Source organism: Rhizomicrobium sp. (assembly GCA_037200385.1).
Lineage (GTDB): Bacteria > Pseudomonadota > Alphaproteobacteria > Micropepsales > Micropepsaceae > Rhizomicrobium.
The window spans coordinates 3,502,888-3,517,724 of sequence record JBBCGL010000001.1 but is presented as its reverse complement, the minus strand read 5'-3'; the positions used below and the strand labels follow the sequence as shown (position 1 = coordinate 3,517,724).

Genomic DNA, 14,837 nt, shown 5'->3' with positions numbered 1-14,837 from the left:
CGCAATGGGTCCGTCCATACGCTGTCGCTATGGACCAGCGCGATGCTGACGCATCGCTTGGCCGGGATGACAGTCGTGATTCAAACGGATCACGACAGACTCTATTCGCCCGCCTGCGCGAAGCGGATCTCGAGATCGTGGGTGCCGGCGGGCGGGCTCGAGAGGCGGGTGCGGAACTTGGCGACCTGGCCGGGCTTCAGGGTCGAGACGCCGGGCACGAAGGTCCAGTGATAGAGCTCGTGCCGGTCGGCATCGAACAGCGCGACCCGCACCAGCGGCACGGTCAACTCGTGATTGGAGCGGTTGACGATCTTGCCGGTGACGGCGAGGACCTGCTGGCCATCCTCGGTCTCGATGGCGCGGCCGACATCGGTGAAGTCGATGCCGCGGGCATTCACCGGCAGGCCGGCTGCGGCATAGAAGGACGAGGTCTGCGGCAGCCAGGTCGCGATGCTGTCGCGGAAGCTGACCGCGGCCCAGCCGATCACCACGACGAGCCCGACCAGCAGCACCCAGCCGCCGGCCAGCGCGACGCCGCTGAGCCAGCGGCGGGGCGCGCGAGGCGCCGGTCCGTCCTCCACCGCGATGGCTGGAGCCGAAACGCTGGGCGCGGGCGCAAAGGCGGCGACGCGCGGCTGGGCCGCGATGCTGACGGGCTCGGGCGCGGGCGGCGGCGGGGCCGCCGGCTCCTGTACGAAGATCTCGGCTTCCGGATCGGGTTCGGGTTCCGGACCGATCTGATGCCACACCGTGCCGCATCTGGCGCAGCGTACGCTGCGGCCGGCAGCCGGAAACTTGGACGCGTCCGCGTTGTAGCGCGTCTCGCATTGTGGGCAGGTCAGGATCATCCGGGGAGTGTCTCCGCTTAAGGCAAAAATACCTTTAAGGACACGGCCCTCGCAAGGCGCGCGGGCGTCCTCGATTTGTCACGCAATCGGCGCCCCAGCCGGATTCCACTCGGGATGATCGCACTCTATGGTCCAATCCCATGGTTCGCTTCGAAAATGTCGGCATGCGCTACGGCGCCGGGCCGGAAGTGCTGCGCGACGTCACCTTCCTGCTGGAAGCCGGCTCGTTCACCTTCCTGACCGGGTTGTCCGGCGCGGGCAAGACGACGCTGCTCAAGCTCATCTATCTGGCCGAGCCGCCTTCGCGCGGGCTGATCACCCTGTTCGGCAACGACATGGCGACCGCGCGGCGGCGCGACTTTCCCGCCATGCGGCGGCGGATCGGCGTGGTGTTCCAGGACTTCCGCCTGCTGTCGCACCTCTCCGCCTTCGACAACGTCGCCCTGCCGCTGCGCCTGGCGGGCCGGCACGACTATGAGCATGACGTCGAGGAGCTCCTCTCCTGGGTCGGGCTGGGCGACCGGATGCAGGCCAAGCCCGCGACGCTGTCGGGCGGCGAGCAGCAGCGCATCGCGATCGCGCGTGCCGTGGTGGCGCGGCCGGACCTGCTGATCGCCGACGAGCCGACCGGCAATGTCGATCCCGAGATCGGAGCGCGGCTGATCCGCCTGTTCGGCGAGCTCAACCGGCTGGGCACGACGGTGCTGATCGCGACCCATGACCGGGCCCTGATCGAGAGCACCAAGGCGCATGAGATGCGGCTGGTGGATGGACGGCTGGTGCAGCTGCGCGGGGTGCGGACATGACGCGGTCGGGCCGCCTGTTGCCGCGCGAGAAGGGCGCAGCGCCGCTGGACGTGGTGATCGGCGTGATGGCCTTCCTCGCCGCCCTGGCGCTCGGCGCCTCGCTGGTCGCGGAGCGCGCTTCGGCGGGCTGGCGCGAAGGCTTGTCGGACCGGCTGACGGTGCAGATCCTGGTGCCGGCGCAGGGCGATGCGAACGCCACCATGGGGCGCGAGGCCGATGCCGCCCTCGCCGTGCTGCGCGCCGCGCCCGGCATCGCGCATGCCGCGCCGCTGTCGGAGGACGAGATGCAGAGCCTGGTCGAGCCCTGGCTCGGCAAGGGCGCGCTGGTCGCCGAACTGCCGCTGCCCCGGCTGATCGACGCGACCATCGTGCCGGGCGCGCGGGTCGACCTCGCAGCGCTGGGCGCGCAGCTGAGGGCGGTGGCGCCGGACGCGCAGCTCGACGATCACGGGCACTGGATCGCGCGGCTCAAGAGCCTCGCCGACACCATCGTGTTCAGCGCCTATGGCATCCTGTTTCTGATCGCGATCGCCACCGCCTCCATCGTCGCCTTCGCGACGCGCGCTGGGCTGGAGGCGCAGCACGACATGGTCGCGCTGCTGCACCAGATGGGCGCGCATGCCTGGTTCATTTCCCGCGCCTTCGAACGGCATTACGCGCTGGCCGCATTCGGCGCCAGTGCGGTGGGGGCGCTGGCCGCGGCCGCGCTGTTCCTCGCCGCGGGCGGATTGGAGTTCGCGGGACTGGAGGCGGTGCCGTTCCTGCCGCCGATCGCATTAAAACTTACCGAAGCCGCCTGGCTCGCCGCGGTGCCGGCGATCGCGACGCTGATCGCCTGGGCGACGGCGCGGCTCTCGGTTCTGGCGGCGGTGCGGGAGATATATTGAGACGACCGCCCGCTTTTTGCCCGGATTCCCGGCTAACGCTATCCTGAGCCCGAGGAGCTGGAATCGCGCGCATGCGGAAAGTGTTGCTGATCGTCGTGGCGCTCGTCGTGCTCTATGTCGCGGGCTTCGCGCTGTTCGTCGGGACCTTGCCGACGCGGCCGACGCAGGCCCTGAAGGCCGACGCCATCGTGGCGTTGACCGGCGGCGATGCGCGGCTGGATGCGGCGGTGGCGCTGCTCGAGGGCGGGACGGGCAAGCGCCTGCTGATCTCGGGCGTCAACAAGGCCTCGACCAAGGACGAACTCAAGCGGCGCTCCGACGGCGGCCGGCGCTTCGCGTGCTGCGCCGATATCGGCTATGCCGCGGAAGACACCTATGGCAATGCCGAGGAGGCCGCGGCATGGATCGCGGCGCACCATTACAAGAGCCTGATCCTGGTGACCGCGAGCTATCACATGCCACGCAGCCTGCGCCTGTTCCGCTCGCTGATGCCGGGCGTGCGGCTGATCGCCTATCCGGTCGAGCCGGCAGGCGTGGACATGGCGCAGTGGTACCGGCCCGGCACGCTGCATCTGCTGCACAACGAGTACCTGAAATATGTCGCGAGCTTCGTGATGACCGCCGTTGACCACAAGAGCGACGGCGGCAAGTCTGCCGCGACGTCCTAGTGTCTGGACTTAATTGGCGTCCGCCTCATAACGGCTTGTCATGGCCCGCGAATGCGGACCACCCGGTTGGGCTCTGCGGGACGCAATTTGTTTATGAGGTCTGCGTGAACGTCGCCGGATTTCGCAGGGTTTCACCTGGGTGGCCCGCATTCGCGGGCCATGACACGCATTTTTTGTCGTCTACGAACCCGAGGCGCGATTCTCCCGCATGACGATCCTTCGCTCCGCGATCTTCATCGTCTGGTTCTCCCTCGTGACGGCGGTGCTGGCGGTGACGTTCCTGCCCGCCCTGCTGCTGCCGCGCGGCGTCACCATGTGGATGGCGCGCCAATGGGTGGGACTGAACTTCTGGGGCCTTCGGGTCTTCGCCGGGCTGAGTTTCGAGGTCCGCGGGCCGCTGCCGCCGCGCGGCGTGCTGATCGCGCTCAAGCATATGAGCATGTGGGAGACCATGGCGATCTACTATGTGCTCCAGGATCCCTCGATCGTGCTCAAGAAGAGCCTGCTGAACGTGCCGTTCTACGGCTGGTATCTGCGCAAGGCGCGGATGATCGCGATCGACCGCGAGGGCGGGGCGCACGCCTTGCGCGCGATGGCCGCCGCGGCGCGGGCGCAGCTCGCGCAGGGCCGCAGCATCGCGATCTTTCCCGAGGGCACGCGGGTCAAGCCCGATGCGCCGCCCGACTACAAGCCCGGCGTGGCGGCGCTCTACATGCAGCTGAACGTGCCTTGCGTGCCGGTGGCGCTGAACTCCGGGCTGTTCTGGACGGGACCGGTCGGCTTTCTCAAGAAACGCGGCAGGATCGTGCTCGAATTCCTCCCGGCGATCCCGCCGGGCCTGCCGCGGCGCGAGTTCATGACGCGGCTGCAGAGCGCGATCGAGGACACGACGGCGAAGCTGGTGGCGGAAGGCCGCGACCTGCTGGAGCGGCGCAACAGCGGTTGAAGGCGACAGCTTTGGTTTCGATCGATCTGTCATGCCCGCGAAGGCGGGCATCCAGACCGCTTTCGCACACTAGGCTGGATGCCCGCCTTCGCGGGCATGACAGCAGTCTCTTCCGGAGAAACCGAACCCTATTCCTCGTCCGCCGCCGGTCCTTCGAGCGACAGCGCACCCTGATCGGCTTCGCGGGTTGCACGGCGCGGGAGCTTGAACGTCGTGCCGCTGGGACGGATCGGCGGACAGCTGAAGGTCGCACCGTCCAGCAGCGCCTCGGCCGTCAGGATCTGGAGACGGCCGTGCTGGCCCCAGGGCGAAACGTAGAAGCCCGCATCGGCCGCTTCGGCGCGCATGGGCCGGGACGGCTCCTCCAGCGTGATGAGCCAGCCCATCGCCGCGTTCTCGCGCTCCACCACGCCGCGCAAGTCGCGGATGTCGCCGGCCTTCACGCCGCCGGACTTGACGGAGATGAAGACACGCTTGTGTTCGCTGCCCGTACCGCCCTCCTGGAAGGAGAGCTGGCCGTCGATCCCGCGATCCGCTCCCTTGCCCTTGGCGGACGCGCGCGCGCCGACGAGGCCGAGCGCCCAATGCTCGAACTGGTGCCGGTCGTCCTCGGCGAGCTGCTTGGCGCCGTCGATCGTGGTCGGCTCGCCGATGACGGCGTAGTCCTTCTTCGCGTGCAGCCCGAAGGCGTGCAGCAGGCGATGCTTGATCAGGCCCACCGCCAGATGGGTGACGTCGATGCCGATCCAGTGCCGGTTCATCTGCTGCGCCACCGCGATGGCGGTGCCGCAGCCGCAGAACGGATCGAGGACCGTGTCGCCCGCATTGCTGCTCGCCTCGACGACGCGGGCCAGCAGGGCTTCGGGCTTTTGCGTCGGATAGCCCATGCGCTGCGTGCGGTCGGCCGGCTGGATGCAGGGGATGCGCCAGACATTGTCGATCGTGCGGTCTTCCTTCAGGCGGTAGATCACATGGCCGTCTTCGTCCCTGGCGTTGACCATGCGGCCGCCCAGCTTCTTGCGCGCGAGCTGGCGGACGGGCTTTTCGCGCTGCTCCTTGAGTTGGCGATAGGTGAAGGGCGCGTGGACGTCCTTGACATAGAACAGCAGCGTGTCGGTGGCGCGCGGGAACAGGCGCTTCCGGCTGTCATGCATCTTGTTGTAGTAGTACCAGACGATCTCGTTGCGGAAATTGCGCGGCCCGAACACCGCGTCCATCAGCAGCCGCAGATGCGCGCTGGCCGTGACGTCGCAATGCAGGTAGATCGAGCCGGTCGGCCGCAGCACCCGCCTGAGCTCGACCAGGCGCGGCGCCATCATCGACAGATAGGCGAGCATCGGCGTGCCGCCGAGCAATTGCCGGAATGCCTCCAGCGCGTTGGCGACGGCGCCGCCGGCGCGCACCACATCATCATAAGCGGCCGCGGCGCGCAGGTCCCACTCCCAGGAATCCTCGAAAGCCTGGATCTGCGCCGCGGCCTTGGTGCCGTCCTGTTCCTCGAACAGGATGTTGTAGTCGCGGCCGCTCTGGAAGGGCGGGTCGAGATAGATCAGGTCGACCGAGTCCGCCGCCACATGGCGCCGCAGGACGTCGAGATTGTCGCCGTAGTAGAGCGTGTTCACATGCAGCCTTGCTGTCCGGCGCGGCGATTCGCGGGCTGCATCATGCCATGGTCCGGATCATGCCGTTTGCGGCCGTGCCCGGGAACATTCGGGGAACAAAACTTGACTTTAACCTCCGCAAGCGTTACCTGATGCACCCGCTTTGTGGGCGCGTCGGACGAGGCCATGAGCGATATTTCCCGCCAGATCTGGGACATGAAATACCGGCTGAAACAGCCGGACGGCACGCCCGTGGACGGCGAGGTGGCCGATACCTGGGCGCGCGTGGCGCTGGCCGCCGCCCAGGCCGAAGCGCCGGAGAAACGCGGCACCGTGGCGCTGGATTTCGCCCAGGCGCTGGCCGGACACCGTTTCCTCCCCGCCGGACGCATCCTGGCCGGCGCGGGCACGGCGCGCAGCGTGACCCTGTTCAACTGCTTCGTGATGGGGACCATCGACGATTCGATGGACGGCATCTTCTCCGCCCTCCGCGAAGCGGCGCTGACGCTGCAGCAGGGCGGCGGCATCGGCTATGATTTCTCGACGCTGCGGCCCAGGGGCGCGGCGGTACATGGCGTGGCGGCCGACGCCTCGGGCCCCGTTTCCTTCATGGATGTGTGGGACGCGATGTGCCGCACCATCATGAGCGCGGGCAGCCGGCGCGGCGCGATGATGGCGACGCTCGCCATCGACCATCCCGACATCGAGACCTTCATCGACGCCAAGCGCGAACGCGGAAGGCTGTCGAACTTCAACCTCTCCGTGCTGGTGAGCGACGCGTTCATGGACGCGGTGAAGGCGGACGGCGACTGGGCGCTGACCTTCGGCGGCGTCGTCCATCGCACGGTGAAGGCGCGCGACCTGTGGGACCGCATCATGCGCGCCACCTACGAGACCGCCGAGCCCGGCGTGATCTTCATCGACCGCATCAACCAGGAGAACAATCTCGGCTATTGCGAGACGATCAGCGCGACGAATCCCTGCGTGACGGCCGAGACCTGGATCGCGACGGCGGGCGGGCCGCGCCAGGTGCACGAATTGATCGGCACGCCGTTCACGGCGCTGGCGGAGGGCCGCGGCTGGCCGAGCGACGGGCGCGGATTCTTTTCCAGCGGCGTGAAGCCGGTCGTCGAACTCAGGACGCGCGCGGGCCACGCCCTGCGGCTGACCGCCGATCACCGCGTGCGCAAGGTGACGCGGCGGACCCACTGGCGCAGCGACTGGACCTGGACGGAAGCGGGCACGCTGCGGCCGGGCGACGAGGTCCTGCTGCACGATCACCGCGCCATCGCCGGCTGGGGCGACGCGGCCGTTGCGCAACGCGACGGCGACGAGGGCTATCTGCTCGGCCTCCTGGTCGGCGACGGAACGTTGAAGGACGACAAGGCGGTGCTGTCGGTCTGGCCACGCGCCCAGGCCGCCAATGGCGAGGCGCCGGCGGACGGTGTGCGCGGCGTGATGGACGCGGCCTTCGATGCCGCGTCGCGCCTGCCACATCGCAGCGACTTTGCCGGCTGGATGGAGGTGCCGGGGCGGGGCGAATTCCGGATGGCGACCGGCGCGCTCGCGGCGCTGGCGCTGGCACATGGCATGACGCCGGGCGACCAGGCGATTTCGCCGGCGATCGAGCGGCGCTCGAGCGCCTTCCAGGCGGCGTTCCTGCGCGGCTTCTTCGATGCCGATGGCAGCGTCCAGGTCGCGCAGGACAAGGGCGTGAGCGTAAGACTCAGCCAGAGCGACCTGCCACGGCTCGAAGCGGTGCAGCGCATACTGCTGCGGCTGGGCATCGCGAGCACGCTCTATCGCGACCGGCGCGCAACGGGAACGCGGCTTCTGCCGGACGGCAAGGGCGGTTCGAAGGCCTATGCCGTCGCGGCGCAGCACGAGTTGGTAGTTTCCGGTGACAATCTGCCGGTGTTCGCCGAGCGCGTCGGGTTTTCCGATACGGACAAGACGTTGCGGCTCACGCTGGCCCTGAAGAATTACCGGCGCTCCCTCAACCGCGAGCAGTTCTGCGCCACGGTCGAATCGGTGCGCCCGGCGGGCGAGGCGGAGGTGTTCGATGCGGCGATCCCCGGCCTCAACGCTTTCGACGCCAACGGATTGTGGGCGCACAATTGCGGCGAGCAGCCGCTGCCGCCTTACGGCGCGTGCCTGCTGGGCTCGATCAATCTCGCCAAGCTGGTGAAGCGGCCGTTCGAGGCGGACGCGCATCTCGACATCGCGGAATTGACGCGGCTGACGCGCAGCGCGGTGCGGCTGCTCGACGACGTCATCGACGTGTCGCGCTTTCCCTTGCCGCAGCAGCAGGCCGAGGCCAAGGCCAAGCGGCGCATCGGGCTGGGCGTCACCGGGCTCGCCGACGCGCTGATCTTCTGCCGCACGCGCTACGGCTCGCCGCAAAGCGTGGCGCTGATCGATGCCTGGCTGTCGGCGCTGAGCGACGCGGCCTATCTCGCCTCGGCGGAACTGGCGGCGGAGAAGGGCCCGTTCCCGCTGTTCGATGCGCATGAATTCCTCTCGCGGCCCTTCACCCTGCGCCTGCCGCAGGAGATCCGGACCGCGATCGCGAAACACGGGATCCGCAACGGCCTCATCACCTCCATCGCGCCGACCGGCACGATCTCGCTGTTCGCCGGCAATGTGTCGAGCGGCGTCGAGCCGGTGTTCGCCTACACCTATACCCGCAAGGTCCTGCAGCCCGACGGGTCGAGCACGACTGAGACAGTCGAGGACTATGCCTATCGCGCCTTCCGCGCGCGGTTCGGCGAAGAGGCGGCGCTGCCGGACTATTTCGTCACGGCCCAGACCCTGGCGCCCGAGGATCATCTCGCGGTGCAGGCGGCGGCGCAGCGCCACATCGACAGCTCGATCTCCAAGACCATCAACGTGCCGGTGGAGATCTCCTTCGCGGCGTTCAAGGACGTCTATCTGCAGGCCTATGAGATGGGCTGCAAGGGCTGCACCACCTACCGGCCGAACGACGTGACGGGATCGGTGCTGCAGGCCGAGACGACGCCGGCGGCCGATGCGCGCGGAGAGCCGGCGCCCGCAGCCCGGCCGCGCGAGGTCTCGCCGGGCGGGGTCGTCTACATGACGCGGCCGCTCGACCGGCCCGACGTGCTGATCGGCCAGACCTACAAGATCAAATGGCTGGACAGCGACCACGCCTTCTACATCACGATCAACGACATCGAGAAGGACGGGCGGCGGCGGCCCTTCGAGGTCTTCATCAACTCCAAGAACATGGAGGCCTATGCCTGGGCGCTGGCGCTGACGCGGATGATCTCCGCGGTGTTCCGGCGCGGCGGCGACGTCTCCTTCGTGGTGGAGGAGCTGAAGGCGATCTTCGATCCGCGCGGCGGGCAGTGGAGCGGGACGCGCTACGTCCCCTCGCTGATGGCGGCGATCGGCGAGGTGATCGAGACGCATATGATCGACACGGGCTTCCTCGCGTCTCGCGACGCGCCGCTGGACGCGCCCGAGCGCCGCGCCGTCGCGGTGGCGGCGGAGGGCGCACCGGCGCGCTTCTGTCCGCGCTGCGGTTCGCCCAGCCTGGTCAAGCTCGAAGGCTGCGAGTCCTGCATCTCCTGCGGCTATTCGCGGTGCGGGTAGACGTTCATGCGATGACGTGGCCGCTTTCGCCATGAGCACGCCCTTCCATATTTCCAACGCGCAAGCCCGCGCCCTGATCCTCGCCAGGCACGGCCTGAGCGGCGAGCGGCAGGCGGGCGGCGCCGCGGCGATCGCGCCGCTGATCCGCAAGCTCGGCTATGTCCAGCTCGACTCGATCAAGATCATCGAGCGGGCGCATCACCACATCCTCCATTCGCGGCATGGCGGCTACCGGCCGCGCCATCTCGAGCGGCTGCAGGCCCGGACGCCGGCGCTGTTCGAGCACTGGACGCATGATTCCTCGCTGATCCCGCTCGAGCATTATCCGCATTGGCGTCACCGCTTCGCGAAGTCCAAGGCGAATGTCGCGGCGTGGCGCGAGCGCTTCGGCGACGACCGGGTGCTGAAGACCGTGCGCGACCATGTCGAAGCGCACGGCCCGTCGCTGGCGCGCGACTTCGCGCATCTGGGCGGACGGACCGGGCCGTGGTGGGGCTGGGGCCCGGCCAAGGCGGCGCTCGAATATCTCTGGCGCATCGGCGAGCTCGCGGTGCTGGAGCGCAACGGCTTCGAGAAGGTCTACGACCTGGCGGAGCGCGCGATCCCCAAATCCCTGCGCGACGGCAGGCCGACGCGGCTGCAGACGCTGGACTGGGCGCACAATGCGGCGCTCGACCGGCTGGGCGCGGGGACGGCGCGGATGATCGCGGATTTCTGGGGCCACGCCTCCATCCCGGAAGCGGCCAAATGGATCGAAGGCGAGCGGCGCGCCGGGCGGCTGATCGACGTGACGCTGGAGGGCGCGCCCGGCAAGCGCGGCTTCCAGGCGGTGGCGCGGCCCGACATCGCGGCGGAGACGGCGCGCCTGCCGGTCCCGACCTCGCGGCTGCGCGTGCTGTCGCCCTTCGATCCGGTGCTGCGCGACCGGGCGCGGGCCGAGCGCATCTTCGGCTTCGACTATACGATCGAGATCTTCGTGCCCGGCCCGAAGCGGACATATGGATATTACGTGTTCCCGCTGCTGGAGGGCGCGCGGTTCGTAGGGCGCATCGACATGAAGGCGGAGCGGGCGGCGGACCGCTTGGCGGTCAAGGCGCTGTGGCTGGAGCCGCGGCTGTCGCTGAGCGCGGCGCGGCGGGCCAAGCTGGAGCGCGCGCTGGAGCGGCAGGCCCGGCTGGGCGGCGTGCGCGACATCCTGTTCCCGCCCGGCGCGGTGAAAAGCGGCTAGGTTCGGCCCCGCTCACCCTTCGACAAGCTCAGGGTGAGGATTCAGCCGAAAAAACCTCATCCTGAGCTTGTCGAAGGATGCGGAGCACCGAGACCAGACCGCAGCATGAAATATTCCAGCCGCTTCTTCCTCTATGCGCCGCTGGCGCTGTTCCTGCTGCTCGCGCTGGGCGTCAGCGTGGTGTGGTGGCGCGAGGCCGATGCACTGTCGGACCGGCTGGACGCGCTCAACGGGCATGCGGCGGTGCCGGGCGCGACACTGGCCTTCCGCTCGAAAAGCATCAGCGGCTTTCCCTTCAATCTCGACGTGGTGTTCGACGGGTTGCGCGTGACGGTGAAGACGCCGCATGGGCCGGCGTCCTGGACGGCCGGGAAGTTCGCGCTGCACGCGCTGACCTATGGCCGCGAGCAGATGATCTTCGAGGCGACGGGCGACCAGGCGCTCACCTGGACGGACCTCGCGGGCAAGCCGCATGCGATGCCGTTCGCGGCGGGCGCCCTGCATGCCAGCGCCATCCTGGGCGCGCAGGGCCTGTCGCGCTTCGATCTCGACGGCATCGGCTTCGTCGCGCCGGCGCTGAGCGCGGCGCGGGTGCAGCTGCATCTGCGGGTGGCGCCGAACGGCGGCACGGTGGACGTCTTCGCGATCGCGGACGGGGTGCATCTGTCGCCGGCCCTGACCGGGCTGTTCGGGCCGGACATCGTGCAGGTCAAGCTGAACGCGGCGGCGACGCCGGCGCGTGCCTTCGACGGGCCGCGGGCGGGGCGCACGGATTGGGTGCGCACGTTCGAGACCTTCCGCGCGGCGAACGGCATGCTGGACGTGCGCGACCTGGAGATCGCCTGGCCGCGGCTGAGCGCGGTGGGCAAGGGCGCGCTGTCGCTGGATGCGGCGCATGCGGTGCAGGGCCTGCTCGATTTCAAGGTGGCGGGAATCCAGACATTGCTCGGCGCCGCGCAGAGACATCGTGTGCAGGGCGGCGCCGACAGCGGGATCGCGGCGGCGCTGCTCGCGCGCGCCGCGAAGGCGGGAAACAACGATGCCGGGCTGCTGGGCGCGGTCGTCGCCTTCCACGGCGGCATGGTGAGCGTCGGAGACACGCCGGCGACGACGGAAGAGCCGCTGTATTAGAGTCCGTTGCTTTCAAGTTGATGCAACCCAACCATGACAAGTTTTTGGTGACTCCATCTGATCAACAGACTCTAGCCATCCTCCCAGCGCGGCGAGGCGGACAGGAATTCAGCGCTTGGTTTTCTTCTTCGCCGCCGCGGGCGCGTTGCGGCCGAAATTCACCGCGGCACTGTCCTGGCCGGCATCGACGATGCCGCGGCGCAGGGCGCGGGTGCGGGTGAAGAGCTTGAACAGCGCGTCGCCGTCGCCCCAGCGGATCTGCCGCTGCAAGGCACTGAGATCCTCGCTGAAACGGCCCAGGACTTCGAGCACCGCCTCCTTGTTGTTGAGGAAGACGTCGCGCCACATCGTGGGATCGGAGGCCGCGATGCGGGTGAAGTCGCGGAAGCCGCCGGCGGAGTATTTGATCACTTCGCCCTGGGTGACCGACCGAAGGTCGTCGGCCGTGCCGACGATGTTGTAGGCGATGAGATGCGGTACATGGCTGGTGACCGCGAGCACGAGGTCGTGATGGCGGACGTCCATCGTCTCGACCTTGCTGCCGAGCCGTTCCCAGAAGCCGCGCAGCGCCTTCACCGCGCGCTTGTCGGCGCCCTTGGGCGGGGTGAGGATGCACCAGCGGCCGTCGAACAGCTCCGCGAAGCCCGCTTCGGGGCCGGAACGCTCGGTGCCGGCGATCGGATGCGCCGGGATGAAATGCACGCCCTTGGGCAGGAACGGGCCGACATCGGCGACCACCGCGCCTTTCACGGACCCGACATCGCTGACGATCGCGCCGGGCTTGAGATGCGGCGCGATGGCCTTGGCGAGCGCGCCGAAGGCGCCCACCGGCGTCGCGAGGATCACCAGGTCCGCATCCCGGACCGCGGCGGCGGCGGACGCGGCATAGCTGTCGGCGAGCTTGAGACGCCGCGCGGTCTTGAGCGCCTCCTTGCGGTCATGCGCCACGACATGGCCAGCGAGGCTCGCGCGGCGCATGGCATGCGCCAGCGACGCGCCGATCAGGCCGACGCCCAGAAGCGCGACACGGGCAAAGGCCGGCTTGCTCATCCGGCCTTCGCGAAATCGGCGAGGGCGGCGACGACGGCGCGGTTGGCCGCCTCCGTCCCGACGGTGAGGCGCAGGCAGTCGGGCAGGCCGTAACTGCCCACGCCGCGCAGGATCAGGCCGCGCTGCGAGAGGAAATGGTCCGCGTCCTTGGCGGTGCGGCCCTTCTCCCTGCCGAAATGGATCAGCACGAAATTGCCGACGCTGTCGTCGACCGGGAAGCCCAGCTTGCGGATCTCTGCGGTGAGCCAGTCGCGCCATTTTTCGTTGTGCGCGAAACTGGCCTCGACATGCGCCCGGTCGGCGAGCGCGGCGGCGGCGGCGCGCTGCGCCGGGACCGAGACGTTGAACGGGCCGCGGATACGGTTGAGCACGTCGGCGATCGCGGCGGGGCAATAGGCCCAGCCGACCCGCAGGCCCGCAAGGCCGTAGATCTTCGAGAAGGTGCGGGTCATCACGACGTTGTCGAAGCTCGAGACCATCTCGAGGCCCGCCTCGTAATCGTTGCGCCGGACATATTCGGCATAGGCTGCGTCGATCACCAGCAGCGTGTCCCTGGGCAGGCCGGCGTGCAGGCGGCGGACCTCGTCATGCGGCAGATAGGAGCCGGTGGGATTGTTCGGATTGGCGAGATAGACGAGCCGCGTCCGCGGCGTCACCGCCGCGAGCATCGCGTCGACATCGGCGCGAAGGTCCTTCTCCGGCACGATGACGGGCGTCGCGCTGTTGGCGAGGGTGGCGATCTTGTAGACGAGGAAGCCATGCTCGGTGAACATCACCTCGTCGCCGGGGTTGAGATAGGCGCCCGCCAGCAGGGTGAGAAGCTCGTCCGAACCGTTGCCGCAGACGATGCGGCTGGCGTCGAGCCCGTATGTCTTGGCGAGCGCGTCGCGCAGGATCTGGGCGCTGCCTTCGGGGTAGACGTCGAGACCGCCTGCCGCGCCCTGGAACGCCTCGATCGCGCGCGGGCTGGCGCCCAGCGCCGATTCGTTGGACGACAGCTTGATCGTCTTGGCGACGCCTTCGACATGACCGCGGCCGCCGACATAGGGCGCGATGTCGAGGATGCCGGGACGGGGCTTGGGACTCATGACACGGATTTTCCAGGGAAGGGATTGGCGTAGCAGCCGACGCAGGCGACCCGCTGGATGGCATCGCCGGCCTGCTCGGTCAGCATGCCGAAGCGCGCGTCGTCCGCGGGCACGAAGCCGGCGATCTCCAGCAGGTGATGCCGCAGCGGGCTTTTCGCCGAATCGCGGCTGACCGCGAGCAGGCGCGAATCCAGCCCGCCCTGCTTCAGGAGGCTTTGCAGCTTGGTGAGGCTGAGCGTGTCGCCGGCCTCCAGCAGGATCAGCGTGGTGTCGTCGCCGCTCGGCTGCGGCTCCAGCGTGCCGATGACATAGGCGGCGGGCTGCTCGGCGCCAGTGAGCGGCAGGGTCGCGACGATGCGCGGGCCGGGCTGGCCGGACGGCGTGAGCTGGGCCCACCAGGCGCGCGTGCTCTCGTCGCTTTCGGGCGGCGGCACGACGCCGAAAGCGGCCGGATCGCCGCCGCATTCCTGCACGATGGCGGTGGCGGACAGATGCCCCTTCATCGCCACCAGCGAGCCGAACAGGTCGCGCGCCAGATCGCGGAACGGGCCGGCGCGATCGGCGGCATAGACATGCACGGTGCGGCCGGCCGGTGCCGCGGCGGCCATCATCTCCCGCCAGATGCGGACCAGCGCGGCCAGCGGCAGGTTGCCCTTATGGCGGGCGGCGAGGCGGCGCAGGCGGATCGCCTGTTCGGCGGGCGAGATGGCGGTCGCGATCTGCGCCCGCTTGATCAGCAATTCGTGCAGCTTGTCGTCCAGCGCATCGAGCCTGGCAGGAAGATCGGCGGGCGGTGTCTTGCGCGGCGGCATATCGGAACTTCTGAAATCTTCTCGAGGAGCAAGGATTAAGTCCCCGGCCCGGCCGAGGGGGCGGTATTGATAAGGGCGGGAGGCGGCAAAATCAAAGCGCCGAGGCCCCCATGTTTGACACTACAGCCTTGTGCCCTTAGCAAAACCGCCCTCAAGT

General features: G+C 68.8%; 12 protein-coding genes. 7 read left to right on the top strand and 5 right to left on the bottom strand.

The genetic code is table 11. The features are described from left to right. Positions 1–101: 101 nt before the first annotated feature. Complete coding sequence (locus tag WDM91_16830; protein ID MEI9996264.1) at positions 102–848, bottom strand: DUF3426 domain-containing protein; 747 nt, start codon at positions 846–848, stop codon at positions 102–104. A 140-nt stretch (positions 849–988) separates the two neighbouring features. Between WDM91_16830 and ftsE the strand changes: the two genes are divergently transcribed. The 4 genes from ftsE (at position 989) to WDM91_16810 (ending at position 4,155) form a co-directional block, all read left to right on the top strand. Continuing rightward, on the top strand, positions 989–1,654 hold the full coding sequence (ftsE, locus tag WDM91_16825) for a cell division ATP-binding protein FtsE (protein MEI9996263.1): 666 nt from the start codon (positions 989–991) through the stop codon (positions 1,652–1,654). After that, entirely contained in the window at positions 1,651–2,541 is an 891-nt protein-coding gene (locus WDM91_16820; GenBank protein ID MEI9996262.1) for a hypothetical protein, read from the top strand. The genes ftsE and WDM91_16820 overlap by 4 nt, the downstream gene beginning before the upstream one ends. Before the next feature lie 71 nt (positions 2,542–2,612). Next, positions 2,613–3,209: a YdcF family protein gene (locus tag WDM91_16815; protein MEI9996261.1), complete on the top strand. Its 597-nt coding sequence runs from the start codon at positions 2,613–2,615 to the stop codon at positions 3,207–3,209. Between the two features lie 208 nt (positions 3,210–3,417). Then, positions 3,418–4,155 (top strand): lysophospholipid acyltransferase family protein, encoded by a 738-nt coding sequence (locus WDM91_16810; GenBank protein MEI9996260.1) that lies wholly within the window; start codon positions 3,418–3,420, stop codon positions 4,153–4,155. A gap of 128 nt (positions 4,156–4,283) precedes the next feature. Here the strand turns inward: WDM91_16810 and WDM91_16805 are convergent, their stop codons facing one another. Next, complete coding sequence (locus WDM91_16805; protein ID MEI9996259.1) at positions 4,284–5,777, bottom strand: DNA methyltransferase; 1,494 nt, start codon at positions 5,775–5,777, stop codon at positions 4,284–4,286. 165 nt (positions 5,778–5,942) lie between these two features. Here WDM91_16805 and WDM91_16800 point away from each other — a divergent pair, with 165 nt between their 5' ends. The 3 genes from WDM91_16800 to WDM91_16790 all read left to right on the top strand — a co-directional run bounded on the left by WDM91_16800 (position 5,943) and on the right by WDM91_16790 (position 11,730). Further along, the gene (locus WDM91_16800; protein ID MEI9996258.1) at positions 5,943–9,371 is read left to right on the top strand and encodes an LAGLIDADG family homing endonuclease; all 3,429 of its coding nucleotides are present in this window, start codon (positions 5,943–5,945) and stop codon (positions 9,369–9,371) included. Positions 9,372–9,402: 31 nt separating this feature from the next. After that, positions 9,403–10,599: a crosslink repair DNA glycosylase YcaQ family protein gene (locus WDM91_16795; protein MEI9996257.1), complete on the top strand. Its 1,197-nt coding sequence runs from the start codon at positions 9,403–9,405 to the stop codon at positions 10,597–10,599. Positions 10,600–10,704: 105 nt separating this feature from the next. After that, positions 10,705–11,730, top strand: a complete 1,026-nt coding sequence (locus WDM91_16790; protein MEI9996256.1) for a DUF2125 domain-containing protein — start codon at positions 10,705–10,707, stop codon at positions 11,728–11,730. 108 nt (positions 11,731–11,838) lie between these two features. Here WDM91_16790 and WDM91_16785 read toward each other — a convergent pair whose 3' ends face one another. The 3 genes from WDM91_16785 to WDM91_16775 are packed head-to-tail and all read right to left on the bottom strand — an operon-like array spanning position 11,839 to position 14,680. After that, the gene (locus WDM91_16785) at positions 11,839–12,780 is read right to left on the bottom strand and encodes a prephenate/arogenate dehydrogenase family protein (GenBank protein ID MEI9996255.1); all 942 of its coding nucleotides are present in this window, start codon (positions 12,778–12,780) and stop codon (positions 11,839–11,841) included. After that, a complete protein-coding gene (hisC, locus tag WDM91_16780; GenBank protein MEI9996254.1) occupies positions 12,777–13,868 on the bottom strand; it encodes a histidinol-phosphate transaminase in 1,092 nt (363 codons plus the stop codon). Before hisC ends, WDM91_16785 begins: the two co-directional genes overlap by 4 nt. Next, positions 13,865–14,680 carry a hypothetical protein gene (locus WDM91_16775; protein ID MEI9996253.1) on the bottom strand — a complete coding sequence of 272 codons (816 nt, stop codon included), beginning with the start codon at positions 14,678–14,680 and terminating at the stop codon, positions 13,865–13,867. The genes hisC and WDM91_16775 overlap by 4 nt, the downstream gene beginning before the upstream one ends. Between the last annotated feature and the right edge of the window lie 157 nt (positions 14,681–14,837).

What these genes read in the sequence shown, in the direction of transcription:
- WDM91_16815 (MEI9996261.1), top strand. Translation starts at nt 2,613, where the DNA reads ATGCGGAAAGTGTTGCTGATCGTCGTGGCGCTCGTCGTGCTCTATGTC.
- ftsE (MEI9996263.1), top strand. Translation starts at nt 989, where the DNA reads ATGGTTCGCTTCGAAAATGTCGGCATGCGCTACGGCGCCGGGCCGGAA.
- WDM91_16795 (MEI9996257.1), top strand. Translation starts at nt 9,403, where the DNA reads ATGAGCACGCCCTTCCATATTTCCAACGCGCAAGCCCGCGCCCTGATC.
- WDM91_16810 (MEI9996260.1), top strand. Translation starts at nt 3,418, where the DNA reads ATGACGATCCTTCGCTCCGCGATCTTCATCGTCTGGTTCTCCCTCGTG.
- WDM91_16820 (MEI9996262.1), top strand. Translation starts at nt 1,651, where the DNA reads ATGACGCGGTCGGGCCGCCTGTTGCCGCGCGAGAAGGGCGCAGCGCCG.
- WDM91_16830 (MEI9996264.1), bottom strand. Translation starts at nt 848, where the DNA reads ATGATCCTGACCTGCCCACAATGCGAGACGCGCTACAACGCGGACGCG.
- WDM91_16790 (MEI9996256.1), top strand. Translation starts at nt 10,705, where the DNA reads ATGAAATATTCCAGCCGCTTCTTCCTCTATGCGCCGCTGGCGCTGTTC.
- WDM91_16800 (MEI9996258.1), top strand. Translation starts at nt 5,943, where the DNA reads ATGAGCGATATTTCCCGCCAGATCTGGGACATGAAATACCGGCTGAAA.
- hisC (MEI9996254.1), bottom strand. Translation starts at nt 13,868, where the DNA reads ATGAGTCCCAAGCCCCGTCCCGGCATCCTCGACATCGCGCCCTATGTC.
- WDM91_16785 (MEI9996255.1), bottom strand. Translation starts at nt 12,780, where the DNA reads ATGAGCAAGCCGGCCTTTGCCCGTGTCGCGCTTCTGGGCGTCGGCCTG.
- WDM91_16775 (MEI9996253.1), bottom strand. Translation starts at nt 14,680, where the DNA reads ATGCCGCCGCGCAAGACACCGCCCGCCGATCTTCCTGCCAGGCTCGAT.